Raw genomic sequence first — 23126 nt, forward strand, 5'->3', positions numbered from 1 at the left:
TGGTGGGCTGCTTCTGTTGTTTTTAAGAGACAGCGTGTGGGCCTGTGGCCGGTGGGGGGCGGAATGGGGGGGCCGCCGCACAACCGCGGCGGCCGCCCCTCGGCATGTCCGGGTCAGTCAACCCAGCGCCCGCTCCGGGAGGGAGTCCCCGGTCCGGATCTCCCCCGTCCGGGTTGGACGATTCCCCCTCAGGGGTGAGTGGTGAGGCGTGTCGTGTGCGTGTCCGGATCGGATGCGGTAGGTCAGCCCGCGGTCGCCGGAGGCAGGGCGGCGGCCACCTCGGCCGCCCGGGCGTACGGATCGCCGCTCGGCGTGGCCGACGGGCGGGTGGTGCGCCGCGCCCACTCCTCCTCGTACGCGTGCCAGTCGATCTCCCGGGGTGCGGCCCGCCGCACCAGCGCCTCCTCCAGGGTGGCGAAGTAGACCCTCCACCGCTCGGCGTAGAACTCCGAGACCAGACCGCTCCATTCGCGGTTCGCGTAGTCGTGCAGGAAGCCGCCCTCGCTGGTGCCGCGGCGCCCCCACACGCTGAGGATCGAGCGCGCGTCGTACTCGTAGCGGTCCTTCTCCGCCTCGGTGCCGCCCCAGGAGCGCGCGGCGTCGAGCCAGCGGCCGAGCAGGAAGTTCGGGTCGGTGCCGGTGAGGGCGTCCAACCGCCTTTCCCCGTCGGCCCATTGGTCCGTCAGTTCGCGCAGCCGCGGCAGGTCCTTCGCCTCGTACGCCGCCTTGATCTGCGGCAGCAGCACCCGCGAGTGGTTGGCCAGGGCCTGCCGGGCGGTGTCCACCAGGTCGAACCGGTAGGCGCTGGAGGAGCGCAGTTCCGGAGCGACCTTCAGCAGGTGGTCCAGGGCCCGGCGGACCGAACCCGCCTGGTAGCGCATCGACTTGGGGCTCCAGTACGCCGCCCCGGCCGCCGTCAGCCCCGGCCGGGCGGTGAACAGGCTGTCCTGGGACTCCGACCACAGCCCCGAGGAGGTGCTGTACGGCCCCTTGCGCAGCTCCTCCCAGGCGGCGGCGGCCTGCGGGTCGGGCCGTCCGTAGCGGCGGGCCGCGAAGGAGGCGAACCAGGCCCGCTGGTCGATCGGTTCCGGCTCCCAGGCGAGGTCGGTGAACAGGTCGAAGGCCGCCGGGTTGGTCCCGGTCGCCTCTGGCAGGTACGCGGTCCCGGCCAGCGCGCTGCCGGCCTTGGCGCGCCAGGCGCCGAACCGGTCCAGCCACACCGAGGTGTTGGCGCCGATCGTGGTGTGCCCGCCGAAGTTGTAGATGCTGCCCATGGCGTACGGGACCCCGCCCCAACGGGTTTCCCGGTCGAGGCGGTTGTAGCGGTCGGACAGCCCGTCCAGGATCAGCAGCTTCGAGGTGTCCACCCCGGCGAGCAGCTCCGGCGTGGGGTCGTCCTGCCAGCCCAGCACCGCCCACAGCGCCCCCGGATGGGCGGCGTGCAGGGCGCCCTGGATGGCCCGGGCGGCGGCCTTCACGTCGACGGTGCCGGTCTGGCCGCCCTCGTGCAGCGGGCTCATCCGGTACATCGCGCTGTCCCCGAACACCGCGCGCTGCTCGGCGTAGTACGCGGCCGCGAGCCGCCCGAACACCGGGGAGGCGGGGTCCAGCCAGTCGGGGCGGTCGAAGCCGGCCCAGTCGCCCTGCGGCACCGTGGCCGCGCCGGGGTTGCGGGCGGCGAACTCCGGGGGCACCGTGCCGAAGTAGCCCGGCAGCACCGGGGTCATGCCGAGCCCGCGCAGCTGCTCGGCGATGCGCCCGCCCAGCGCGGCGCGTTCGCGCATCAGCCGCTCGGTGACCGGGCCGCCGAAGCCGCTCAGGTTCTGCAGCAGCCACCAGCTCTGGTGCGCGGGGCCGGGGATCCACTCGCGCAGCTCGGCACCGGAGTAGCCGAAGCCCTGGAGCGCGCGGTAGTACGGGTATTCGGCGCCGACCTGCACGAAGACCTCGTTGACCCCGTGCAGGGCGAGCAGGTCGATCTGCCGCTGGTGCTCCTCGAAGGAGCGGTACGGGCCCGCGTACCCGTCGTCGGTGTCGTTGAGGGCGTACCGGTGCGGGACGAGCGCGCCGCGGGTGACCGGCCGGGGCACCGCGGGGAGGGTCGCCGGGAGCGCCCCCAGGCTGTCGCCCGGCCAGCCGATGTCGACGCCGGCGACGTGCTGGAGGTACCAGCCGACGCCGGTGAGCAGGGTGGCGCCGGTGGAGCCGCGTACGGTGACGGCGCCGGCGGTGCCGGAGACGGTGAAGGTGTCCGCGCCGGCCGCCGCGTCGGGGACGAGCGTGAACTGCCCGGCGTGCCGGGGCAGCAGCCGCTGCAGCGCGGCCCGCGCGGGCCCGGCGTCGAAGGTCCGGGGTGCCCCGGCCGGGGCCGCCGGGCGGGGCTGGGGCACGGCACCGCGCACCACGGCGGAGTCGGACGCGGCAGCCCCGGGCGCCGCGCCCGTGCCGGTCAGGGTCAGGAGTACGGCGGCCAGCGCGGGCAGCACGGGCCGGACCCCGCGGCGGGCGCGGGGCGGGGGGATCTTCGTCATCAGCGCTCCGTCAGACCGGAAGGGACCAGACCTGGTCGGCCTGGTGGTCGCCGCAAGGGGCCAGCCGCAGCCGCTCGGCCGGGGCGTCGGGGGTAGCGGATGCGGCCGGGGCGGTCAGGCACTGCCCGCTCGTCTCCTCGACCAGCGCCCCGTCGCGGCGGTGGCGCCAGCTCTGCCCCGCCTGCCGTCCGGGTGCGCAGTCGGCCAGTTCCACCGCACCGCCCCCGCCCGCCGTGAGGCACTCCCCGGCCAGCCGCAGCCGTCCGCCGCCGCCCAGGGTCCAGCGCTGGTCGGCTCCGGCGGTGCAGGCCGCGAGGACGACCGCGCCGGCGCCGGTGGTGTTGGCCCCGTCGGCGCACCGGGCGCCGAGGCCGTTGATCTGCCCGGTGGGCACGGCCTCGGCGCAGCCGTGCGGGGTGAGCCGCCAGACCGCCGTGTCGTGCGCGGCGAGCCGCCCGGTCAGGGCGTCGGAGACCTCCGCGGTCCGCCCGTTCCACAGGTCCTCGGCATCGACCGTGCAGGCGTGCAGCCCGATGTCGGCCAGCGGCACCGAGACGTCCCGGGCGCTGCCCGAGCGGTTGAGCACGGCCACCGCGCGGCCACCGCCCGCCAGCGGCCGGGCCAGCACCTCGAAGGTGGCGTTGGAGGAGACGACCGCGCCCTGCCGGCCCAACGGGTCCTGGTCCAGGGCGATCAGGCCGGTGTTGCCGAGGGCCGCGAGGCCTCCCGGGCTCAGCTGCGACACCTGGGAGGACAGGATGAAGGGGGCCGCCATCATCGCCCACAGCCCGACCTGGCTGCGGCTCTCCGCGTCCGTCAGCCCGGGGGCGCCCGCGATCAGGAAGTCGGGGTCGTTCCAGTTCCCGGGCCCGGCGTAGCGGCCGAGCCACCGGTTGTACCCGTAGTTGCCGAGGACCGAGCTCCACCGGGAGGTGTCGGGGGCGGCCGCCTTGTACACCTTGATGTCGCGGCCCTCGCGCCACAGCTGGCCGGTCTCGCCGACCCAGTCGAGCACCTTGTGCCAGTCGGCGCCGCCCCACTCGCCCTGCTGGAAGTAGGCGGGCGCGGAGGCCGACAGCACCATGGGCCGCCCGCTGTCGCGCAGCGCCCGGGCGACGGAGTTGTACGCGTCCCGGTAGGCCTCCTCCTTCGTCCTGCCCGGCGGCACCCACAGGTTGCAGCCGTCCATCTTCACGTAGTCCACGTTCCAGGACGCGAACTGCCGTGCGTCGCGGGCGTAGTGGTCCTCGCCGCCGCCCTCGGGAGCGCCGCTGCCGGGGTAGCGCTCGCAGGTGAGGGAGCCGGCGTCCTCGTAGATGCCGAACTTCAGCCCCTTGGCGTGCAGGTACTCGCCGAGCCAGGCCATGCCGTGCGGGAACTTCTCCGTGTCGGTGACCAGAGCGCCGTTCGCGTCGCGCTCCTTGCGCATCCAGCAGTCGTCGACGGTCACCGTGTCGTAGCCCTTGGCGGCGAGGCCGCTGGACACGAGCGCGTCGGCGTTGGCGACCACCGTGGCCTCGTCGATGTCGCACATGTAGTGCGCCCAGTTGTTCCATCCCATGGGCGGGGTGAGGGCGAGCGGGGTGTCCCAGGTGGCCGTCGGCTCCGCCGCCGCCGGGGCGGGACAGAGCGCGAGGGCGAGCAGGGCGGCCGCGGTCAGGCAGGGGAGCGACGCACGCAGGCGAGGCGGCACGGGGTCTCCTTGACGTGGTGGCGTACCGGCGGGGGCATTCGTGCGCCCAGTGCAGCGGTGCGACTACCCGCTGTCAACATAAGTCGATGGTTATGAATCAATGACCAGCAATATGGGTGTAGTCGGGGACCGCCACGCAGTCGATACGCTGTATGTGCCACTGGCTGATACGCTGTATCTCATGCCGAGGAGATCCACAGCCCTGGACCGGGCCACACCGGAGGCCATCGCCGTCGCCGCCCTGCGCCTCATCGACGAGGAAGGCCCCGGCGCGCTCAGCTTCCGCGCCCTCGCCGACCGCCTCGACGTCTCCCACGCCACCGTCCAGCGCCGCTGCACCGACCTCGCCGGCCTGCTGGACCTGTGCACCGAGCACCTCGCCGGCCAACTCCCCGAGATCCCGGCCGGCACCGACTGGGCCGAGGCCGCCGAGCGGCGGTTCGGCGCGCTCTACCGGCTGCTCACCGCCCACCCCGGACTGCTCGTCCTGCGCGGCGGCCGCCCCTGGCTCGGCCGCCAGCTGCTGGCCCGCCTCGTCGAACCCGCCCTCGCCGACAGCGTCGCCGCCGGGATGGGCCCCACCGAGGCCATGACCGTCTACCGCCGCATGTACCTGCTCACCCTGGGCAGCGCCGCCTTCGTCGACCACCGCGACCCGGCCGCGGCCACGGCCGCCTCCCGCGCCGCCCTCGCCGCCCTGGACCCCGCCGAGTTCCCGGTGCTCTCCGGCGCGCTGGCCGACGTACTGCCCCCGCTGACCGACCACGAGGTGTACTACGGCGCCCTGCGCCAGCTCATCGACGCCGCCCGGCCCACCGCCTGAAAGGCAGTCCGACCATGGAACAGCAGCTCGACCACGCCGCCGTCCACGCCGCCGCCCGCCGGATAGCGGGGACGATCCGCCCCGCCGCCGTCGTGCCCGCCGCCGAAGGCGTCTGGTACGCCCTGGAGTACCTCCAGCACACCGGCTCGTTCAAGGCCCGCGGCGCGCACAACTTCCTCGCCGCCCACCGCGAGAGCGCCACCCTCCCCGCCGCCGGGGTCACCATCGCCTCCGGCGGCAACGCGGGCCTCGCCTGCGCCTGGGCGGCCCGCGCGCACGGCGTGCCCGCCACCGTGTTCCTCCCCGCCAACGCGCCGCGCGTCAAGGTGGAACGGCTGCGCGGCTACGGCGCCGACGTACGCCTCGTCGGCGACCGGTACGCCGAAGCGCTGGCCGCCTGCCGGGAGTTCGCCGCGGACAGCGGGGCCCTGAGCAGCCACGCCTACGACAACCCCCTCATCGCGGCGGGCGCCGGAACGCTCCTGGAGGAGATCCGGTCCGCCCTGCCCGGCCTGGACACCGTCGTCGTCGCGGTCGGCGGCGGCGGCCTGTTCGCGGGCGTCGCCACCGCCGCGCGCGCACACGGCGTACGGGTGGTCGCGGCCGAGCCGGAGCACTGCCGCGCCCTGAACGCCGCCCTGGAGGCGGGCCGTCCGGTCGACGTCCCCGTCGTCTCCGTGGCCGCCGACTCCCTCGGCGCCACCCGGGTCTCCGCCGACGCCCTGGCCGCCGCCCGCGCCGGGAACGCCACCTCGGTCCTCGTCCCGGACGAGGCGATCACCGCCGCCCGCCGGGCCCTGTGGGAGGAGCACCGCATCGTCGTCGAGAACGGAGCGGCCACCGCCCTCGCCGCCCTGCGCACCGCACCGGAGCCGCTCGGCGAACGGGTCGCCGTCGTCCTCTGCGGCGCCAACACCGACCCGGGCGACCTCTGATCAGCACGGGAGCCCGATCAGGCCCCAGCCCCGCGCCCCGGCGCCCGCGACCACCTCGCCCCACTCGCGCAGCAGCGCGGCGTTGGCGTCGAAGGTGCGGGGCCGGCCCGCCCAGCCGGCGCACTCGGCGTCGAAGGCCTCGCGCAGCTCCTCCAGCCGGGGCGCCGCCAGTTCCCAGGCGTGGACGAGCGCCGGCACCTCGTCCGGCGCGCGCAGCATCAGGACCTGTGGCCGCCAGGGGGCGGCGTCCTCCGGAAAGCCGCCCGCGGCCGGCGGCTCGTCATCCGTCTCCGCCGGGCCGTCCGGACCGTCCCACACCAGGCCGCCCAGGAACCGGTCGAGGGCGCCCCGCAGCCCGGGTGCCGCCGATGCCCTCATGTCGTCCCAGGCGTTGGCCAGCTGGAAGTGCCAGCTGTACGAACCGGTGGTCCCGAAGAACCGGTACTCGGCACACCAGGAGACCTGCCGCGGCCATGCCCAGCCGCCCCGCACCGCCGCGTCGGCGTCATAGCAGGCGTCGCAGCAGAAGTACGGGTGCACGACATCGGTCACCGCGTCCAGCCGCCCGTCCGCCGGTATCCGGGCCAGCTGTTCCCAGTCGGCCATGACCACGGTGATGTCCAGTCCCATCGGCGCAGGCTAACAACCCCCGCCGCGCCGGTCCTAGGCCGTTTCCCGCTCGTCGCGGACGACGACCACCGTGCTGGTGGCGTACTGGACGACCTGCTGGCTCACCGAGCCCAGCAGGGACCCCTTGATCCCGCCGTAGCCGCGGGTGCCGACCACCGTCAGATCCGCCTCCCGGGAGGCCTCCACCAGCACCTGGGCCGGGGGGCCCTGTTCGACGCGGCGGAAGACCGGGACGCCGGGCGAGGTGCCGACCGCCTCGGCGACGGTGTCCGCCAGCCGCTGCCGCGCCCCCTCCTCGGCGGACACCAGCGTTGCCTGCTCCACCGTGCCCACGGCGAAGGGGTTGGTGTTCCACTGCCAGCTCATGACGGCGTGCACCCGGCTCCCGGTCGCCTTGGCCTGGCCCACGGCCCAGCGCAGCGCTTCCTTCGAATGGTCCGAACCGTCCACGCCGACGACGATCAGGGGCTCGACGGTCTCACTCACGATGGTTCCTCTCGGTTCGTCCGGATCGTCCTTCCCTCCCTGTATACACGGAGGCGGGGGTCCGGCCTCGAACGACGATCGTTGCGGCGGCCGAAGACTTTAGGGGACAGCGCGCACGGCCCGCCCCCTGCGAAGGTCGCAAGCGTTCACACGGAACGCGACGGCACGGAGGAATAGGGCGATGGCTCAGCGCAAGGGATGTCTGATCGGCTGCGGAGTCGCGCTGGTGGTGGGGATCGGGGCCGTCGTCGCGCTGCTCTTCGGCTTCACGAAGGTCATGGACATAGCCGACAAGACCCTGGTCGACCCCAAGGTCTACGCGGAGGTCCGCGTCGGCGACCCCGAGGCCGAGGTCAGGGCGAAGCTCCCCTCGGGCGAGACCTTCGTCAAGGACGCCCTCAAGGAGGGCGGCCCGGCCGAGCCCGCGGGCAGCATGTGTGCCTGGTACGTCTCCACCGCGGACAGCGGCAACGACGTGCTGCGCTTCTGCTTCAAGGACAGCAAGCTCGCGGACAAGGCCGAGTACCGCATGAAGTAGCCCCGGCCGGAGGCCTCACCCGCCTCCCGGCCGGCCGTCCAGCCGCGCGGCGGAGCGCGCCAGCCCGTCGGCGGCCGTGTGGCACCGCAGGGCCAGCTCGTCCACGCGGGCGCGGAAGGCGTCCGCCTGCGCGCCCTTCCAGTCGAGCCGGTCGCAGGCGCCGCGCAGCCGCTCGGCGCGCTCGCGCAGCGCGGCGGCGTGGGTGCGCAGGCCCGCCGCCGGGTCCGGCCGGTACGGATCCCCGGCCGGGCGGACGGTACGCCCGCTCACGCGCGCTCCTTCCAGGGGGCGAAGGCGTTCGTCACCCCGGCCAGCGCGGGCGCCAGTTCGGGGTGGTGCCGCAGCAGCACCGTGACCATCGAGTTCCGGTCGATCCAGCGCAGCCCCTCCGCCGTGTACACCTCCGGCCGGTAGTCGGTCGTGAAGAAGCGGTCGCTCTTCAGGCGCCGGCTGGCCATCAGGATGAAGATCCTGAAGAGGGTGTCGCTGAACCCGAAGCCCGCCGGGCGGGGTTCGGCGAGGTTCCCGACCAGCGTGTCGACCCGGTCGAGCCGGCCGTCGTAGAGCTCCCGCAGCAGCGGCGTGTCGCCCGGGTGGCCGCCGGTGAGCTCCTCGAAGGAGGTGACCGGACGCTTGCGCAGCATCTGCCGGTAGGCGTTGTAGCGGGGGATGCCGCGTTCGCGGTCGCGCAGGATGTCCACCGTGCCGAGGTCGACGTGCTCGCCCGACAGGCGCTTGAGGTTCCTCAGCGCGTCCGGGTGGTTGTGCAGGACCAGGGCGCCGGGGTGCGAGACGCCGAAGGTGTAGAGCAGGTCGCTCATCCCGTAGGCGTCGACCGAGGTCCGGGTGGTGGCCCCCTGCATGTCGTCGAAGCCGATGACCTCACGCGCGGCGCCGCGCCGGTGGTCGCGGACGGTGATCTCGTCGGGGATCAGGGGGTGCAGCCGGTACGCCGAGACGAACTCCTCCGTCATCGAGAACGGCGCGGCGTGGTGGTCGGTCCGCGAGCCGAGGATCCCGCTCAGAGCCTCGCCGCCGATCCGGCCGAACCGCTGCGTGATCCAACGCGGCAGCAGACCGTGCCAGTTGGCGTTCATCGAGTGCTGGAGCAGCGGGGTGTCGAGGATCCCCGGGGTCCACTCCACCGTGTGGATCTTCGCCATGAGGGCGGTGTTGACCAGCCGGGCCGTGTGGAAGAGCCGCTCGTCGTCCCAGGTGGGATGGTGCGAACGGACCAGGTCGCAGATGGAGTTGTGCTCCTTGGCGAAGAGCGTGTGCAGCAGCGACAGGCCGGCCCAGTAGTCGCTGTTCATGCCGGTGGCGTCCAGGCACGCCATGCCCGGTCGCGGATCGGTGGGCAGCCGGCCGTCGTCGAGGATCAGGTGGCCGTGCTCCCCGGTGCGCAGCGAGCGGCAGCGGGCCTCGTCCGAGCCGTAGATCTGCGAACCGTCCCACCAGTGGGTGACCGTGTTCTCGTACGTCGGCGGCGCGTCCGGGGTGCTGTGGGCGACCGGGTCGGGGCGGGTGCGGTTCACCCGCATCGGGCAGCCGCCGCCCTGTTCGGCCCAGTCGTCGTCCGCGGCGAGCGGGACGGTGAACGGCTCCGCCTCCTCGTTGTCCCCGTGGTTGGCCCATCCGTGGTTCTGGAACTGGATCCACGCAGCGGCCAGCAGGTTCAGCGTCGGCGCCGGGACGAAGCCCCGCCGGGCCAGCAGCTGCCGGCTCACCTCGCGCGGGCTGGGCGCCATCAGCTCTGCCTCGTCGTCGGGGAAGGCCATGTGCAGCGGCGCGTTGCGGTCGAGCCGGGTGCCCACCCGGCCCATGTCCACGTCGTACGGGTCGTAGCCCGAGCCGTCGTACGAGCGGTACGGCGCCGGCCGGGCGGTGGGGCGCCGCTCGCGTTCGCCGCCCGCGCCGAAGGTGTCGTGCAGGTTGTGCCGGCGCAGGTCCTCGCGGAGCACCGCCAGGTTCAACAGGCCGATCGGGCCCGGCAGTTCATGCCATTCGAGGGTGCGGTTGAGCCGGGCGAAGGCCGCGGACTCCAGTCGCTCCACGAGGCCGGGCGGCCCGTACGGCTCGGGCGGCGCCGCCGTCCGGCGGGCCTGTTCGGGCAACGGCGGCCCGCCGTCCGCGGTCCCGGCCCGCTCGGACGGCCGCGGCGGAGCCTGCGGAGGGGTCTGGGGGGTGGTGTCGGTCATGGGGGTCCTCAGCGGTCGTGGAGGGTGAAGAGGTGCGTGCCGGTGACCCGGCCGCGGAAGGGGGCGAGTTCGGAGTCGACGTGCGCCCGTGCGTGCGGGACGTCGTGTTCGAGGTTGTGCGCGTACCGCTCGGCGGCGTGGCACAGGGGGAAGGCATGGGTGTCGTCGGCCCAGGCGAACTCGGTGAACCCGGCGGGCGGGGCGTACGGGGAGACCGCCGAACGCCCCTCCAGGCTGGGCACGATGTCGTGCTCGTTGACCAGCGACACCACCCGCGTCCGCGGATCGGCGGCCTGTTTGCGGTCGACGGGCGAACCGACCGCGATCACGTGGGTGACCGTGTACAGCGCGTTGAAGTCCCGGCTCGACGCCAGGTTCATGGCGGTGAGCCCGCCCAGGCTGTGGCCGACCAGCGCCACCTCCGTGCCGGAGGGGACCAGCCGGCGCATCGCCTTGACCACCGCCCGGGTGTACGGGGTTTCGGCGGCGGCCACCGCGTCGATGGCGCCCACCAGGTCCTGCGGACCGTCCGCGTTGAACCCGCGCCCCATGCCCGCCAGTTGGATCACGTACCGGCCCACGCCGTCCGGGCCGGTCACCTGCTGGGCGAGCAGCAGGCCGCCGGTGCCCAGGCGCCCGATGTTGCGGACGTAGCCCACGATCGTGCCGGAGGTGTCGAGGCCCTCCAGCAGCTCCGCCGACGGAGTGTGCGGTTCGGCCCGTCCCGCGCCCCGGTCCAGCAACGACCAGACCCTGGCGCCGACGCCCAGGAAGTAGTCCGAGGTCAGGGGCCGGCCGGTGGCGATCTGCCAGCCCGCCTCGTCGTTGAAGGGGTTCTCGTCGGTCAGCGCGTTCCAGGCCATGATGTCGGCGAAGGACGGTGCCAGCAGCGCCAGGGCGTACTCGGCGCCCTTCTCCGTGAGCAGCCCCTTGAACACCCGTACCGCCTCGGCCTGCCGGTCCTCGTCGATGGCACGCAGCACCCTCGACGTGGTCGGGTTCTCCAGCAGCTCCGGGTGGCGCACCGACGCCGCCCGGATCCGGGCCTTCAGACCCTCGACGGCCAGCGTCACCGCCAGGCTCTCCCTGCTGGTCAGTACCCCGGCCAGCCAGAGCGCCCCCGCCAACGGGTGACGCCCCAGCGGGGCCCACCCGAAGCCCCGGGGATCCGTCAGGGCGGCGAGCAGGGCGCGCCGGGCGCCGCCGCCGGCCGATGGCGGTCGCGGGTCCAGGGCGACGCGGGAGGCGTAGCGGGCCGCCTCGCGCACGGCGTCGGCGGCCTCGGCCAGCTCACGGCAGACCTCGTGGAGCGAGGCGACGTCCGGCTCGGTGACGGACGGGACGGCTGGAGACATGACACTCCATCTTCGGGAGCCCGATTGGCCTCCGGGATCCCGGAGGCCTGACGCACGGGTCGTTTCAGCGGCGGGTGAGGCGCAGCCGCAGGGCGGCCGTGTCGAGGGTCCCGGGCAGGGGGCGCGCCACGTCGAGGGACGGGCGGGCCGCGGTGATGCGGTGGCCGCGCAGCACCTCGGCGCAGACCAGGGAGGTCAGCAGCAGGGCGACGTGCTCGCCCGGGCAGCGGGCGCCGCCGTGGCTGAACGGCGCCACCCGGGTGTCCCCGTGCGCGTCCGGGGCCAGCCAGCGGGCCGGCGAGAAGAGGTGCCCGCCGTCCACCTGTCCGGGGTCGCGCTGGTGGAAGCCCATGGGCACGAGGATGTTGGTCCCCGCCGGATAGCGCACCCCGTGCCACTCGGTCTCCGTACGGGTGACCCGTACCAGGTCCGGGACGATCGGATACAGCCGGACCGATTCCTCCAGGCAGGCCCGCAGCCGCGGCAGGCCCGCGGTCCCGGCCGCCGCATCGGCGTGGGCCGCCTCCTGCTCCGCCGGGTGGTGCGCCAGCAGGAAGAGGGTGCGCAGGACCACCGGCGCGGCGAGGTCGATGCCCAGCAGCCAGTGATGGGTCTGCCCGAGCGGGTCCGTGCCCTCGGGCGAGGGCTCGCTCAGCGCGCGGGCCGCCAGGGTGTGGGCGGGCGCCTCGGCCGCGTACTGCGCGATCCGGGCCTCCACCTCGCGGTAGAGCGCCTTCGCGGCTTCCGGACGCCGGCGGCCCATCCAGTTGGCCTGGCCGCGCAGGGTCGCGAGCCGGTCGGACAGTTCCTGGTCCTCGGCGGCCCGGTCGCCGAGGACCACCCGCCGCGAGATGCGGGTCATGGCCGTCCAGAACTGCGGGAAACCGACGACGCTCCGCTCGGTGAGCCGCCGGCACTCCTCCTCGACGACGGTCCGGAACTCCGTGCAGGAGGGGTGGACGGGCCGGTCGGCGGCGAGGGCGTGGTCGTTGACCTTCCGCCGGTCCTCGCGCACGGACCCGTGCGAGCAGATCACGCCGGTGGGCTCGAACACCGACAGACTGTTGTACTTGTCCTCCGCGTCCATCGCGAGCGTGGACACCGGCTCCTCGAAGAACCGCTCGATGTCCGCCTGGTCGAGCAGGACGAGCATCTCGCCGGAGAGCGCCCGCACCATGACCGGCGCGCCGCCGTGCCGGGCCTTCATCGCGCGGAGCGTCGCGTTCGACCAGGCGGCCTGGTTCACGCGGGAGTACAGGGCCAGCACCCCGAACCTCGGGTTGGCGACGCCCCGGACGAAGACGGGCAGGGTGTGGGTGGCGACGAAGCGGACGGTCTCCGCCAGTCCCGCCCGGACGGGAGGCCGCGGGGAGGGTGCGGAGGGCGTGGTGCTCTGCCGGGTATCGGTGGACTGGGTCATGCCGTGACCACCTTTCCGGGGTTGAGGAGGTTCTTCGGGTCGAAGAGCCGCTTCAGGCCGCGCTGCACCTCCAGGGAGACGGGGCCCAGTTCGCGTTCCAGCCACTCCCGCTTGAGGGTGCCGATGCCGTGCTCGCCGGTGGTCGTACCGCCGAGGGCCAGGCCGGCGGCCATGATGTCGTCGTACGCGGACCGGGCGCGGGCCAGCTCGTCGGGGTCGGTCTCGTCGAAGACGACGGTGGGGTGCAGATTGCCGTCACCGGCGTGGCCGAGGGTGAAGATCCGGAGCCGGTGGTGCTCGGCGATCTTCTCGATCTGCCCGATCAGCTCCGGGAGTTCGGAGCGCGGCACCGCCACGTCCTCGATGAAGGCGGTGAGCCCGCCGCCCCTGGAGGCCATGTACGCGGCGAGCGCCGGGCTGACCAGGCGGCGCGCCTCGATGATCTCGTGGGCCTCCTCCCCGGTGGCGGCGCTCGCGATGTGCTCGGCCCCGGCCCGCTTGCAGAGCAGCTCCATGGAGGCCAGCTCCGCCGAGGGGTCGGCGCTGTCGCTCTCCACGATCAGGGTCGCGGCGCTCCCGGTGCGCAGCAGCGGATGGCGGCCGAGGTCCACGACGGCCTGGGTGGTGGCCCGGTCGAGGAGTTCCAGCGCGGAGGGGGTGTGCCCGGCGGCGGTGATCGCGGCGACGGCCTCCCCGGCCGCCGTGAGGGAAGGGAACTGGGCGAGGAGGGAGAGGGCCGGCGGCCGGGCGGGCCGCAGGGCGAGCGTGGCGCCGACGACCACGGCCAGGGTGCCCTCGGAGCCGACGATCAGCCGCGTCAGGTCGTATCCGGCGACGCCCTTGACGGTGTCCCGGCCGGTGCGCATGCGGCGGCCGTCGGGCAGGACCAGGTCCAGGCCGAGGACGTAGTCGGCGGTGACCCCGTACTTCACGCAGCAGATGCCGCCCGCGCCGGTGGCGATGTTCCCGCCGAGGGTGCAGCGCTCCCACGAGGCCGGGTCCGGCGGGTACGTCAGCCCGTGCTCGGCGACGGCCTCCGCCAGGCGGCGCGTGGTCACTCCGGGTTCGCAGCGCACCAGCCGGTTGGCCGGGTCCACGGACAGGATGCGGTCCATCGCGGCCGTGGAGAGCACGACGCAGCCGTCGACCGCGTTCGCGGCGCCCGCCAGCCCGGTCCGGGCGCCCTGCGGTACGACCGGGACGTCGAGCGCGTAGGCGGTGCGCATGACGTGCGCGACCTGCTCGGCGGTCCGGGGGACGGCCACGACCGCCGGGGTCCCGTACTCGGAGAAGGGGGCCGAGTCCCGGGAGTGCGCCGCCAGCGCCGCGGGGTCGGTGATCAGGGCCTCGTCGGGGAGCGCGGAGCGGAGCCTCGACAGCAGGAGGGTGGTGTCGGTGGGGAGGGACATGCCGGCCTTCCGGAACGGTGCGGGATGACTGCGGGGCGGCCTCGGGCGGAGGCGGGCTACATCGAGGGGAGTTCGGTGGTGACGGGGACGTCGATGAGCACCGGGCCGTCCTGCTGGAGGGCCGACTCCCGGACGAGCTTGGCCAGTTCGCCCGCGCCGGTCGCCCGGTGGGCGCGTACGCCGTAACCCGTGGCGATGGCGGTGATGTCCAGGCCCGGGATGTCGAGGCCGGGCGCGCCCTGGGCCTGCTCCACCTGGGCGAACCACTGGAGGATCGCGTAGCGCTGGTTGCTCAGCACGACGAAGGTGGCCGGGATCCTGTAGGTGGCGGCGGTCCACAGCGCCTGGACGGCGTAGTGGGTGGAGCCGTCGCCGATCACGCAGACCACGGGCCGGTCCGGGGCGCCGAGCTGCGCGCCGACGGCCGCGGCGAGGCCGAAGCCGAGGCCGCCGCCCGCGGTGAAGAGGAAGGATCCCGGGGTGCTGATCCGGGTCGCGTCGTGGAACTGGCCGAGGTTGGACGGGGATTCGTTGATCCAGAGGGTGTTCTCGGGAGCGCCCTGGGCGATGGCCGACATCGCGGCGAGCGGGGTCAGCGCCCCGTCCACCTCCTGTGAGGACACGGCCCGCTCGATCCGGGGCGACGGGTCCGGGGCGTCCCGTACGGGCAGCTGCGCGAGCAGCGCCCGTACGGTCAGCGCCAGGTCGGCGACCAGCGCGTCCCCGACGGGGGCGCGGGCCGCCTCCTCCGCGTCCCGGGTGATCTGGATCAGCTCGGCGGCCTCGGGCAGGTAGGCGCCGGGGACGTAGGGGTAGTAGCAGAAGACCGGGGCGCCGATGACGAGGACCAGGTCGTGGCCCTCCAGGCAGCGGGAGAGCGGCGCGATGGCCGGCGGCAGCGTCCCCCGGTACTGCGGATGGGACTTGGGGAAGGCGCACCGGCCCTCGGTGGGCGCCGACCACACGGGCAGCCCGGTGCGCTCGGCCAGCGCCACGACCGCGTCCCAGGCCCCGCCGGCGTCCACGTCGTTGCCGACGACGAGGACGGCGCTGCGGGCTCCGGCCAGGCGCGCGGCCAGGTGCCGCACCGCCTCGGCGGAGGGGGCGGCGGCGTGCGTGACCGTACGGGCGGCGGTGCGCTGCGCCGCCCGGTCCTCGGCCTCGTCGACCACCACGTCGAAGTCGTCCATCGGCAGCGAGACGAAGACCGGCCCCTGCGGCGGGGTTTCGGCGATCTGGGCCGCGCGGGCGAGCGCCGGCGCCACGTCCGCCGGGCGCGGGGGCTCGTACGCCCACTTCACGGCGGGCTGGGGCAGCAGGGTCGACTGCGGATTGGCCAGCAGCGCCTCCATGGTGAGCATCGCGCGGACCTGCTGGCCCGCGGTGACCACCATCGGGGTGCGGTTGGCCCGGGCGTTGAGGATCGCGCCCATCGCGTTCCCGGTACCCGGGCCGGTGTGCAGGTTGACCAGGGCGGTGCTGCGGGAGGCGAGGGCGAAGCCGTCGGCCATGCCCACGACGACGGCCTCCTGGAGGCCCAGTACGTAGCGGAAGTCGTCCGGGAACTGCTTGAGCATGGGCAGTTCGGTGGAGCCCGGGTTGCCGAACACCGTGGTCATCCCGCGCGTGCGCAGGACATCCAGAACCGACTCTCGGACCGTGCGCATGGGAGTTCCTTCGCGGAGCAGGTGGAAACAGTGGGTGATCAATGCATCACATTGCGTTGATCAAGGCAAAATCCATGATCCGTACGGGTCGGTCGCCGATGAAGGCCTGCAGTCCGCCCGCTCCGCGTGCTATCGCCTCAGCGGGCGGCCCGCAGGATGTCCTGGCTGGCCTTTTCCGCGAGCACCAGGGTGGGCGCCATGATGAACAGACCGGGGATGCGGGGGAAGGCGGACGCGTCGACCACCCGGACGTTGGCGGTTCCGTGCACGCGGAGCCGGCCGTCCAGGACGGACCCGCGCTTCCCGGCCGGACCGATCGCGGCGGTGCAGGACGCGTGGTGCCCCCACGCCTCCCGCCTGATCCAGGCCGCCAGCTGTGCGTCGGTGCTCACCCGGGGGCCGGGCACCTCCTCGCGCACCGAGTCCAGGAGTCCGGCCTTGGCGTTGATGCTGCGGATCGAGCGGATCGCCTCGATCATGGCGGCCACGTCCGCGTCCCCGCCCCTCCCGTCGTCCATCGAGCGGAAGTTGATCACCGGTCGGCGGGTCGGGTCGTAGGGCGTCGCGGCGGGCATCGGCGAGGCGCGCCATTGCGCCAGGCACGGGTCGTCACGGTCCTGGAAGGTGCACCCCGCGAGGGCGGTGAAGTCGCGGCCCAGGGCGGAGACCACGGAGACCTCGTAACGGTCCTGGAGGTTGGCGCCGACGCCGGGCAGGTCGAGCAGGGGGGTGATGCCGTGCTCCGCCAGGTGGTCCCGGGGGCCGATGCCCGACAGCATCAGCAGCTGCGGCGTGTTGAACGCGCCGCCCGCGACGATGACCTCCCGCGTCACCCGGACGGTGCGCCGCAGCCCCGCCCGTTCGGCGGCGGACCGGGGGACGGCCTCGGGCGACGCCTGGTAGAGGTGCCGGCCGGACAGGTATGCGACTGCCGTCGCGCGCAGTTCACCCTGCCGCTCTTCGAAGACGATCCGCTCGGCGAGCGCGTCCGTGGCGATGGCCAGGTTCCCGGCATGCCGGGACCGTACGTCGAGGAGCCGCTCGCGCACCGCGTGCCGGCGGCCCGCACGGACCGTCATCGGCGTCGCGAAGGCACCCTGGGAGCTCCGGTCCACATTGGCCTTGGAATTGACGTCCGTGTCGAGGGCGGCGGAGACGGGGCCCGACGGCAGCGGTTCGGCCCTGGCGGCGAGGGAGAGCTTGTCCAGGAACGCGTCGCGCAGCGCCAGCAGCAGGCTGGACTCCTCGACCGGCTGCCAGGAGAGCACCTTCTTCCAGTGGGTGCCCGGTGAGCGCCGCCGCCGCGACGGCGGCCGTGGAGGCGAGGAGGGTCCTGCGCCCGTACGCGGGGCCGGACGAGGGGGTAGGGGAAGGGGAGCGGTGATCCATTCGGCCTGCCCACGGTTCCCCCTGCCGGGCGTACGCGCGCCACGCCGGGCCGGGGCCGTGCGGGGCACCCGGTTCACCCCTGGGGGTGGACACGCTCCCGGCCCCGGGCCGGCGCCCCGACCTCGCGCATCCAGTGCCGGTCCGTGCTCCAGCCCAGGAGCCGGCGGGCGCGACCGGCGTCGGAGGTGCCGTCCGGGCCGAAGGAGCCGCCCCCGGCGGCCAGCCGGAGCCCGGCGAGGGCCGGGGCCAGCCGGGCCCGCACGTGCGCGGGCCGGCGTACGGCCTCCGCCTCGATCCAGGCCAGGACTTCCGCCCGCTCCGCCGCGTCGCACAGCGACAGGTGGAACAGCATCTGCCGCCACGCGTACGCCGCGTCCTTGATCGTGGACAGCGGGCGCGGGTTGCCCTCCACCCGCGCCACGAGACGGCACACGGTCTCGAAGCAGTCCCGCGCCGGGCGCGCCCAGCCGGGCGGCGGAGCGATCCCGGCCCGCGCGGCCAGGGTGGCGAGGTTGTGCGTGGTGAGGATCTGGGCCTGCTCGATCACGGTGCCGTTCGCCGCCGTGGACCAGCCCCGCCCGGTGCCCGCCCGCTCCGCGCACAGCGCGGCGAACTCCGGCGCGCTGCGGGCCGGCCGGCCGCGCAGCGCGCCGTCGGCGGCCTGCGCGACCGCCATCCGGCGCACCGCCGCGTAGTCGATGCCGTAGTAGCGCGCGTACAGGCTCCCTTCGAGGAGGTCGGCGGCGATCCGCGCGGCCACCAGGAACTTCGGGCTGAACGTCCCCATGAAGATGTCGGCTGCGAGCTCCTCCACGAACGGCGCGCCCAGCTCCGCCTGCCGGCCCAGCTCGCCCAGCTCCCGTACCAGCGGATTGGGCAGCACGGTGCCCGGGAAGGCGCACACGGCCAGCTCGCCCAGCCTGCGCAGCGCCTCGTGGGCGGGCTCCCGGACCGCCGCGCCGTCGGCCAGGTGGCCGGAGGCGGCCCGGAACCAGGGGAGTTCCCCGATCCGCACCTGGTGCTCCAGGTTGAGCAGCAGCAGGGAGCGCCGCTTGCGGAAGGCGCGGTACGTCGCCGCCATCAGGGTCCGCAGCGGCCCGTCGGCGTACCGCTCGGCGGTCACCGCGGCGACGAGCTGCGGCACCAGCTCGGCCAGCACCTCGGCGGACGGCACCACCCCGCGCTCCACGAGCACCTCCAGCGGGGCGCTGAGCGCGGCGCGGACGGCGGCGGCCACGGCGGGGGGTACCCGCGCGCCCACGGGCAGCCCGGTCTCCCGCGCCTCCTCGGGGCTCACCGGTGCCACGGCGGCCTCCACGTCCGGGATCCCGCCGTCCGCGTCGAGCGGGGCGATCCGGCGCAGCACGAGGACGGCCAGCTCGTGGTGGGCGGGCAGCGCCGCCTGCGCGGCCTGCGCGCGCCGCAGCCGGGTGTGGCCGGGGGAGCCGGGCGCGCCGCGCTTGGCGAGCATCGAGGAGACGGCGACCCGCAGCAGCCCGGCCGGCCGGGGCGCGAGGGTGTGGCCCGCGAGTTCCTCCTCCAGGGCGCGGCGCAGGATCGCGGCGTTCGACTTCGGGTCCAGGTGCTTGGTGCAGCGGGTGTGCGCGGCGGCCAGGGCCGTGTACCGGGCCAGCAGCGCGGCCCCGTCGGCGTGCCAGCGCGCCCCGGGCGCGCCGGGGCCGGCCGCCGCCAGCCGGTGGGCGAGCAGTTCGTCCTCGAAGGGCCGCCAGACGGAGAGGGCCTCGCGCTGGGCCTCGACCCCCGGGTGGGGCCCGCGGCGGGCCAGCGCGGCACCGGCCTCGCCCGCGGTGCGGCGGTGTACGCGGTCCACGGCGGGCGCGGGCCGGCCGGCGGGGCGCGGGGTGAACCGCAGCCGGTCGGCGAACGGGTGGAGTTCCGCGACGAGTTCCGCCGCGGTGTCGACGTCACCCGCGCGCACCAGCCACGCCACCGTCGCCAGCGCGGCCTCCTCCGGCACGTGCACCTCGTAGCAGCCGCTGTCCAGCAGGGACCACAGGCGGCGCAGCCCGTCCTCGGTGAGGGAGTGGGCGAACAGCGCCGACCGGGTCGCCGGTACGCCGGCCAGCCGGGCGGCCTCCTCCTCGTAGGGCAGCAGCGGCCCGCCGGCCGAGGCGGTGCCGGTCGCGAAGCCTCCGGTGACCACCTCGGGGGTGACCCAGGCGGGCAGGGCGGCGACGGGGGTCCGCGATCCGACGGTCAGGGTGCCGTCGGCCATGCCGGACAGCACGTCCCGCCACTGGCGGATCCGGGACCCGGCCCGCTCGCGCGTGGCGGCGTCCTCGTGGGTGAGCGAGGTCCGCAGGGCCCGGGCGAGCCGGCCCGCCGCGTAGGACGGGGAGACGGAGACGGGCGTGGACGGGTCCGGGAGCTGCTGGTCAGCGTGTGCGTTCATGGCCGACGTGGCAGGTTCCGCCCCTGCGCCCCCCGGGAAGCAAGCCCGGTGCTCTGCTGCTGAGCTACACGCCGTCGTTCGAGGACGAACCTAGGCTCCGGACGGGAGTCCGCGCAAAGGGTTTTCGCGGCGGTCGGGATAAAGCGCATTAGTACCGGCCTTCCCGGACCGTCGACAAGAAGTCACATCCTGACCGGCAATCACCTTCGTTATCAAAGCGATACCTCCTCGGGGGAGTTGTGAACTAAAGCGCATCAGCCGAGGTCAACAGGGAAGTCATAGAAGGGTTTCAGTCCCTCGTCGGTCCCTTGTCCCGTTCGGTACCTATCCACCGTCGGCCAGCGGGACTTCCGGACCGTTGACGGGGTCCGGGTTTCCGGACAGCGTGGGGCGGAGCGTTCCGGCAGAGAGGCCGGAACTCTCCCTGAAGGCGGCGACGATGACTCGTTCACAGGTGACCCGCACAAGCCTCGCCACCGTGGTGGCCGGCTCCCTCCTCACCCTCTCCGCGTGCGGCATGAACGGCGGCGCCGGTGACGTGAAACAGGCGGAGAGGACCGGCAGGGTGGCCGGGGAGATCACCTTCCGCACGCTCCAGCTGAAGCCCGCGTACACCGCGTACGTCCAGGGAGTCATCGACTCCTTCGAGCAGAAGTACCCCGAGGCCAAGGTGAAGTGGGAGGACGTCCCCGGCGACGGCTACAACGAGAAGCTCGTCGCCGACGCCCAGGCCGGAGCCCTCCCCGACGTGGTGAACCTGTCCACCGACTCCTTCCAGCTGCTCGGCGACCGCGGCATGCTCGCCGACGTCGCCGCGCTCGACCGGACCGTCGCCAAGGACTACGTCCCCGGCGCCTGGGACCAGTTCAGACTGCCCGGCAAGGGCGAGGGCGTGTACGCGTACCCCTGGTACGTGACTCCCGAGGTCCTCACCTACAACGAGGAGCTCTTCGCGAAGGCGGGCCTCGACGTCGGCAAACCGCCGGTCACCGTCGAGCAGTTCTTCGACTACGCCGAGCAGATCGCCACCCGCTCCGGCGGCCAGTACGCCGCCTTCATGGCCGACCCCAAGGGCAGGCTGCCGGGGGACTGGCAGAAGATGGGCGTCCCGATCCTGAACGCGGCCGGGGACCGCTTCACCTTCGACACCGACAAGGCCGTCGCCTGGGCCGACCGGATGAAGGACCTGTACGCCAAGGGCGCCATGCCCAAGGAGTCCCTCCTGAAGGCCGACGACATCAACCAGCTGTACGGCGGCGGCAAACTGGTCTTCGGCCCCGGCTCCCCGGGCTTCGTCAAGGACATCAAGCAGAACGCCCCGCAGGTCTACGCGCACACCCGCGTCGCGGGAGCCGTCACCGGCACCCTCGGCCACATCGGCATCTACGCCCAGTCGCTCGGCATCAAGAAGGACACCAAGCACCTGGACGCGGCCGCCGAGTTCGCCCAATGGGTCACCAACGGCCCCAACCAGGTGGAGTTCTCCAAGAAGGCCACCATCTACCCCTCCAACGCCAAGGGCCTGGCCGACCCGTACTTCTCCGACAAGGGCGACGGCAAGGACGCCGAGACGCTCGCCCGCGCGATCGGCGCGCAGCAGCTGACGACGGCCGACCTGGACGCCAACACGCCCGTCCAGTGGACCACCCAGGTCGGGGACGCGGTGGTGCGCGAGATGCAGAAGGCCATCAAGGGCGAACAGGACTCCCGGACGGCGGTGCGCAAGGCCCAGGAGGAAGCCAACAAGCTGCTGGCGGCGGCGGTCCGGAAGTGACCGCCACCGTCGCCCGGGACGGTCTGCGCGGGCGCGGGAGCAGGCGCGCGGCGCGCCGGGCCATGGAGGCCGACACGGGGCTCGGGCACCGGAGATGGTGGGTCCCCTACCTCTTCCTCGCGCCCGGCCTGCTGATGGTGACCCTCTTCAGCCTCTGGCCGTTCGTCAACACCGTCATCCTCTCCTTCACCGACTCCCAGATCCTGCGCGGCGGTTCCTTCGTCGGCTTCGACAACTACACCCGCGCCTTCGCCGACCCCGACTTCTGGGTGGCCACCGGCAACAGCGTGCTCTACCTCGTCGTCGTCGTGCCCTGCCTGGTCCTGCTGCCGCTGGCCCTCGCGGTCCTCGTCCGGACCGAGGTCCCCGGCATCGGCTTCTTCCGCTCCGCCTTCTACACCCCGGTGATCGCCTCGGCGGTGGTCGTCGGCCTGATCTGGCAGTGGGTGCTGCGCAGCGACGGCCTCGTCAACACGGTGTTCGAGCAGATCGGTGTCGTCTCCGGGCCGATCCCCTTCCTGACCGACAGCACCATGCTGCTGGTGTCCGCCATGATCGTGACCGTGTGGAAGGGCCTCGGCTACTACATGGTGTTCTACCTGGCCGCCCTCGGGAACGTCCCCGCCTCCCTCTACGAGGCGGCCTCCCTCGACGGGGCGGGACCCGTACGCCGCTTCTTCAGCATCACCGTCCCCCAGGTGAAGCCGATGATGCTGCTGGTCGGCACCCTCTCCGCCATCTCGGCGCTCCGCGTCTTCACCGAGATCTACATCCTCGGCGGCGAGAGCGGCGGCCCCGGCGGCGGATCGCGCACCCTGCCCTTCCTCATCCGGCAGGTCGGCCTCGGCTTCTCCGGCGAGACCGGATACGCCTCGGCCATCTCCATCCTGCTGTTCCTGCTGACGCTGGTCTTCAGCCTGCTGGGCCGCCGCCTGTCGAAGGGGGACGAGGAGTGAGTACGTACGCCTCCCAGGACGGCCGCCGGCGCCGGCTGCTCGGCCTCGCCGCGCGGTACGCCACGCTGCTGCTGATGCTCGTGGTGATGCTGGGGCCGATCGTCTGGCAGTTCCTGATCTCGATCCGCGGCCGCACCGAGAACGTCTACGACGGCGTGCTGCCGTCGCGGCCCACCCTCGACAACTACGTCCGCGTCGCCGAGTCCTTCCCGCTGCTGCAGTACGTGGGCAACACCCTCACGGTGGCGCTCCTCGCGATCGTGTCGAACACCCTCTTCGCGGCGATGGGCGGCTACGCGCTCTCCCGGGCCGCCTGGAAGGGCCGCAAGGTGGTGTTCACGGTGCTGGTGGCCACCCTGATGTTCCCGTTCGAGTCCGTGATGATCTCGATGTTCCTCACGGTCCGCGAGATGGGCCTGGTCGACACGCTGATCGGGGTCTGGCTGCCCGGTGCGGTGTCCGTCCTCAACATCATGGTCATGCGGGCGTCCTTCCTGGCCGTGCCCAAGGAGATCGAGGAGGCCGCCGTACTGGACGGGGCGAACGAGTGGTCCCGCTTCACCCGGGTCTTCCTCCCGTCCGCCAAGGGGGCCCTCGCCGTCGTCTGCATCACCAGCTTCATGGGCGCCTGGGACGACTTCCTGTGGCCCCTGCTGGTCCTCACGAACAGCGACCACTACACCCTCCAGCTCGGCCTGAAGACCCTGGCCGGCGCGACGACCACCAGCGACCAGCGGATCATCGCCGCGGGCGCGATGGCCGCGCTGATCCCGATGATGCTCCTCTTCTTCGCCCTCCAGCGTTTCTTCTTCAAGGGCGTGGGCGAGGGAGCCGTCAAGACCTGAGTCCGCCCGCCCGCCTCACCGGCCCGACCGAACGCCCCGTCCGACCGCATGCCCCGTCCGACCG

Annotated in this window: 18 protein-coding genes and 1 tRNA gene; 6 read left to right on the forward strand and 13 right to left on the reverse strand. The window is 73.6% G+C overall.

The window, feature by feature from the left end; genetic code table 11:
* Positions 1-242: 242 nt before the first annotated feature.
* Both ACFV0Q_RS13600 and ACFV0Q_RS13605 read right to left on the reverse strand, forming a co-directional pair.
* Positions 243-2531, reverse strand: coding sequence for an alpha-N-acetylglucosaminidase (locus ACFV0Q_RS13600; protein ID WP_385004711.1), 2289 nt, complete (start codon positions 2529-2531; stop codon positions 243-245).
* 10 nt (positions 2532-2541) lie between these two features.
* Positions 2542-4224, reverse strand: a complete 1683-nt coding sequence (locus ACFV0Q_RS13605; RefSeq protein ID WP_385004712.1) for a ricin-type beta-trefoil lectin domain protein — start codon at positions 4222-4224, stop codon at positions 2542-2544.
* Positions 4225-4405: 181 nt separating this feature from the next.
* Here ACFV0Q_RS13605 and ACFV0Q_RS13610 point away from each other — a divergent pair, with 181 nt between their 5' ends.
* Both ACFV0Q_RS13610 and ACFV0Q_RS13615 read left to right on the forward strand, forming a co-directional pair.
* On the forward strand, positions 4406-5047 hold the full coding sequence (locus ACFV0Q_RS13610; RefSeq protein WP_385004714.1) for a TetR/AcrR family transcriptional regulator: 642 nt from the start codon (positions 4406-4408) through the stop codon (positions 5045-5047).
* A 14-nt stretch (positions 5048-5061) separates the two neighbouring features.
* Positions 5062-5982 (forward strand): serine/threonine dehydratase, encoded by a 921-nt coding sequence (locus ACFV0Q_RS13615; protein ID WP_385004716.1) that lies wholly within the window; start codon positions 5062-5064, stop codon positions 5980-5982.
* Here ACFV0Q_RS13615 and ACFV0Q_RS13620 read toward each other — a convergent pair whose 3' ends face one another.
* The gene (locus ACFV0Q_RS13620; RefSeq protein ID WP_385004718.1) at positions 5983-6612 is read right to left on the reverse strand and encodes a hypothetical protein; all 630 of its coding nucleotides are present in this window, start codon (positions 6610-6612) and stop codon (positions 5983-5985) included.
* A 33-nt stretch (positions 6613-6645) separates the two neighbouring features.
* Positions 6646-7098 (reverse strand): universal stress protein, encoded by a 453-nt coding sequence (locus tag ACFV0Q_RS13625; RefSeq protein ID WP_385004720.1) that lies wholly within the window; start codon positions 7096-7098, stop codon positions 6646-6648.
* 181 nt (positions 7099-7279) lie between these two features.
* On the opposite strand from ACFV0Q_RS13625, the gene ACFV0Q_RS13630 reads away from it, so the two are divergent.
* A complete protein-coding gene (locus ACFV0Q_RS13630; protein WP_385004722.1) occupies positions 7280-7636 on the forward strand; it encodes a hypothetical protein in 357 nt (118 codons plus the stop codon).
* 15 nt (positions 7637-7651) lie between these two features.
* Here the strand turns inward: ACFV0Q_RS13630 and ACFV0Q_RS13635 are convergent, their stop codons facing one another.
* The 9 genes from ACFV0Q_RS13635 to ACFV0Q_RS13675 all read right to left on the reverse strand — a co-directional run bounded on the left by ACFV0Q_RS13635 (position 7652) and on the right by ACFV0Q_RS13675 (position 19561).
* Positions 7652-7906, reverse strand: coding sequence for a hypothetical protein (locus ACFV0Q_RS13635; RefSeq protein ID WP_385004724.1), 255 nt, complete (start codon positions 7904-7906; stop codon positions 7652-7654).
* Positions 7903-9834, reverse strand: coding sequence for a peroxidase family protein (locus ACFV0Q_RS13640; RefSeq protein WP_385004726.1), 1932 nt, complete (start codon positions 9832-9834; stop codon positions 7903-7905). Before ACFV0Q_RS13640 ends, ACFV0Q_RS13635 begins: the two co-directional genes overlap by 4 nt.
* 8 nt (positions 9835-9842) lie before the next feature.
* Positions 9843-11189 carry an alpha/beta fold hydrolase gene (locus ACFV0Q_RS13645; protein WP_385004728.1) on the reverse strand — a complete coding sequence of 449 codons (1347 nt, stop codon included), beginning with the start codon at positions 11187-11189 and terminating at the stop codon, positions 9843-9845.
* A gap of 64 nt (positions 11190-11253) precedes the next feature.
* Positions 11254-12609, reverse strand: a complete 1356-nt coding sequence (locus ACFV0Q_RS13650) for a cytochrome P450 (protein ID WP_385004730.1) — start codon at positions 12607-12609, stop codon at positions 11254-11256.
* On the reverse strand, positions 12606-14018 hold the full coding sequence (locus tag ACFV0Q_RS13655) for an FAD-binding oxidoreductase (protein ID WP_385004732.1): 1413 nt from the start codon (positions 14016-14018) through the stop codon (positions 12606-12608). Before ACFV0Q_RS13655 ends, ACFV0Q_RS13650 begins: the two co-directional genes overlap by 4 nt.
* 56 nt (positions 14019-14074) lie before the next feature.
* A complete protein-coding gene (mdlC, locus tag ACFV0Q_RS13660; RefSeq protein WP_385004734.1) occupies positions 14075-15685 on the reverse strand; it encodes a benzoylformate decarboxylase in 1611 nt (536 codons plus the stop codon).
* 137 nt (positions 15686-15822) lie between these two features.
* Positions 15823-16953 (reverse strand): GMC family oxidoreductase, encoded by a 1131-nt coding sequence (locus tag ACFV0Q_RS13665; protein WP_385004736.1) that lies wholly within the window; start codon positions 16951-16953, stop codon positions 15823-15825.
* Between the two features lie 194 nt (positions 16954-17147).
* On the reverse strand, positions 17148-19487 hold the full coding sequence (locus ACFV0Q_RS13670) for a hypothetical protein (protein ID WP_385004738.1): 2340 nt from the start codon (positions 19485-19487) through the stop codon (positions 17148-17150).
* Positions 19487-19561, reverse strand: a tRNA-Ala gene (locus ACFV0Q_RS13675). The genes ACFV0Q_RS13670 and ACFV0Q_RS13675 overlap by 1 nt, the downstream gene beginning before the upstream one ends.
* A 365-nt stretch (positions 19562-19926) precedes the next feature.
* Between ACFV0Q_RS13675 and ACFV0Q_RS13680 the strand changes: the two genes are divergently transcribed.
* From ACFV0Q_RS13680 to ACFV0Q_RS13690, 3 genes are all read left to right on the forward strand, one after another.
* Complete coding sequence (locus ACFV0Q_RS13680) at positions 19927-21261, forward strand: ABC transporter substrate-binding protein (RefSeq protein ID WP_385004740.1); 1335 nt, start codon at positions 19927-19929, stop codon at positions 21259-21261.
* Positions 21262-21323: 62 nt separating this feature from the next.
* Positions 21324-22217 carry a carbohydrate ABC transporter permease gene (locus tag ACFV0Q_RS13685; RefSeq protein WP_385004754.1) on the forward strand — a complete coding sequence of 298 codons (894 nt, stop codon included), beginning with the start codon at positions 21324-21326 and terminating at the stop codon, positions 22215-22217.
* Entirely contained in the window at positions 22214-23062 is an 849-nt protein-coding gene (locus ACFV0Q_RS13690) for a carbohydrate ABC transporter permease (protein WP_385004742.1), read from the forward strand. Before ACFV0Q_RS13685 ends, ACFV0Q_RS13690 begins: the two co-directional genes overlap by 4 nt.
* The last annotated feature ends 64 nt before the right edge of the window (positions 23063-23126 follow it).

Origin of the sequence: Streptomyces sp. NPDC059564, from assembly GCF_042735575.1 — a bacterium.
In the GTDB taxonomy this organism is placed as follows: Bacteria; Actinomycetota; Actinomycetes; order Streptomycetales; family Streptomycetaceae; genus Streptomyces.

Coding starts and splice junctions, on each gene's coding strand:
- ACFV0Q_RS13600 (WP_385004711.1), bottom strand. CDS start 2,531: ATGACGAAGATCCCCCCGCCCCGCGCCCGCCGCGGGGTCCGGCCCGTG.
- ACFV0Q_RS13610 (WP_385004714.1), top strand. CDS start 4,406: ATGCCGAGGAGATCCACAGCCCTGGACCGGGCCACACCGGAGGCCATC.
- ACFV0Q_RS13615 (WP_385004716.1), top strand. CDS start 5,062: ATGGAACAGCAGCTCGACCACGCCGCCGTCCACGCCGCCGCCCGCCGG.
- ACFV0Q_RS13620 (WP_385004718.1), bottom strand. CDS start 6,612: ATGGGACTGGACATCACCGTGGTCATGGCCGACTGGGAACAGCTGGCC.
- ACFV0Q_RS13630 (WP_385004722.1), top strand. CDS start 7,280: ATGGCTCAGCGCAAGGGATGTCTGATCGGCTGCGGAGTCGCGCTGGTG.
- ACFV0Q_RS13640 (WP_385004726.1), bottom strand. CDS start 9,834: ATGACCGACACCACCCCCCAGACCCCTCCGCAGGCTCCGCCGCGGCCG.
- ACFV0Q_RS13645 (WP_385004728.1), bottom strand. CDS start 11,189: ATGTCTCCAGCCGTCCCGTCCGTCACCGAGCCGGACGTCGCCTCGCTC.
- ACFV0Q_RS13650 (WP_385004730.1), bottom strand. CDS start 12,609: ATGACCCAGTCCACCGATACCCGGCAGAGCACCACGCCCTCCGCACCC.
- ACFV0Q_RS13655 (WP_385004732.1), bottom strand. CDS start 14,018: ATGTCCCTCCCCACCGACACCACCCTCCTGCTGTCGAGGCTCCGCTCC.
- mdlC (WP_385004734.1), bottom strand. CDS start 15,685: ATGCGCACGGTCCGAGAGTCGGTTCTGGATGTCCTGCGCACGCGCGGG.
- ACFV0Q_RS13670 (WP_385004738.1), bottom strand. CDS start 19,487: ATGAACGCACACGCTGACCAGCAGCTCCCGGACCCGTCCACGCCCGTC.
- ACFV0Q_RS13680 (WP_385004740.1), top strand. CDS start 19,927: ATGACTCGTTCACAGGTGACCCGCACAAGCCTCGCCACCGTGGTGGCC.
- ACFV0Q_RS13685 (WP_385004754.1), top strand. CDS start 21,324: ATGGAGGCCGACACGGGGCTCGGGCACCGGAGATGGTGGGTCCCCTAC.